General features: G+C 65.2%; 1 protein-coding gene. It reads right to left on the bottom strand.

Translation table 11 applies throughout. The features are described 5' to 3' along the window. Positions 1-1,593 (bottom strand): hydantoinase B/oxoprolinase family protein (locus EOA23_RS34560; RefSeq protein WP_189341831.1); only part of this gene is annotated, 1,593 nt, incomplete at both ends.

The following is a 1,593-nucleotide window of genomic DNA, read 5'->3' as shown; positions in this document are numbered from 1 at the left end:
AGACAGACTGGTAACGGTCGTTGCCGAAGGTGAGGTTGTTCATCGTGCCTTGCGCAGCAGCCAGCGCGCCCAGCGCGCCGAACAGGCAGTTGGTCACTGCCTGGCTGACCTCGACATTGCCGGCCACGACCGCCGCCGGCCGGCGCGGCGACAGCATCGTGCCATCCGGCACGACGATGCGTATGGGCCTGAGGCAGCCGGCGTTCATCGGGATCATGTCCTCGACCATGACCCGGAAGACGTAGAGCACGGCGGCCCGCGTCACCGGTTCGGGCGCATTGAAATTGTCGTCGCGCTGCGGCGAGGTGCCGGTGAAATCGACGATCGCCTCGCGGCTCGCCCGGTCGACGCTGATCCTGACCCTGATCTCGCAGCCTTGGTCCATGGGATAGCGAAATTCCGCGTCGGACAGGCGGTCGATCACTCGCCGCACGCTTTCGGCCGCGTTGTCCTGAACATGGCCCATATAGGCCTCGACGACAGCGAGACCGAATTGCGCGATCATCTTCTTCAGTTCCGCCACGCCGCGCTCGTTGGCGGCGATCTGCGCCTTCAGGTCGGCGACATTCTGAAACACGTTGCGCACCGGATAGCGCGCCGTCGTCAGGAGCTCCACCAGCTCCGCCTCGCGGAAGCGGCCTTGGTCGACCAGTTTGAAATTGTCGATGTAAACGCCCTCCTCCTCGATGGTGCGCGCATTGGGCGACATCGATCCGGGAGCGGTGCCGCCAACGTCGGCGTGGTGGCCGCGCGAGGCGACCCAGAACAGCACCGACTTTCCATCCTCGTCGAAAACCGGGGTGCAGACGGTTATGTCCGGCAGGTGGGTGCCGCCATTGTAGGGCGCGTTGATGACAAAGACGTCGCCCGGATGGATGACCGGGTTGTTGCGGATCACCGACTCCACTGAACGGTCCATCGATCCCAGATGCACCGGCATGTGCGGCGCATTAGCAACAAGCGCGCCATCGCGGTTGAAGACGGCGCAAGAGAAGTCGAGCCGCTCCTTGATGTTGACCGAATAGGCGGTGTTCTGCAGCGTCAGACCCATCTGCTCGGCGATCGACATGAACAGATTGTTGAATACCTCCAGCATGACCGGGTCGGCATCGGTGCCAACGGCAACGCGCCTGGGCAGCGCCACCACCCGTTCCAGCACCAGATGGTCGAGCGGCGTCACGGTGGCGGCCCAGCCGGGCTCGATCACCACCGTCTGGTTGGGCTCGATGATCAGCGCCGGGCCATGCACCTGATGCCCGGCTTGCAGTTGTTCGCGCAGGTAGACGACCGCGTCATACCATGCGCCGCCCGAGAAGAAGCGGGTTCGCCGCGCCGGGTCCGGCAGCGCCTCCGTCGCCGGCGGGAGCGTAACGGCGGCGCGCTTGCGGCCGCCGCCGATCGCTTCGACCGAGATCGCTTCGACCACCATGTCCTTGTTGCGATCGATGAAGCCGAAGCGGGCTTTGTGTGCGGCTTCGAAGGCGTCGGCCATGGCGCGAGGATCGAGGTCCGCATCATCCGGCCGGACGCCGGCCGCCACCGTCAGCGCCGGAATCTCGATCGTAGTATCGGTGCCGGCGTAGCGGATATGGC

The organism is Mesorhizobium sp. M2A.F.Ca.ET.042.01.1.1 (assembly GCF_003997405.1).
Classification (GTDB): Bacteria; Pseudomonadota; Alphaproteobacteria; order Rhizobiales; family Rhizobiaceae; genus Mesorhizobium.
This window is presented reverse-complemented; position numbering and strand designations above follow the sequence as displayed.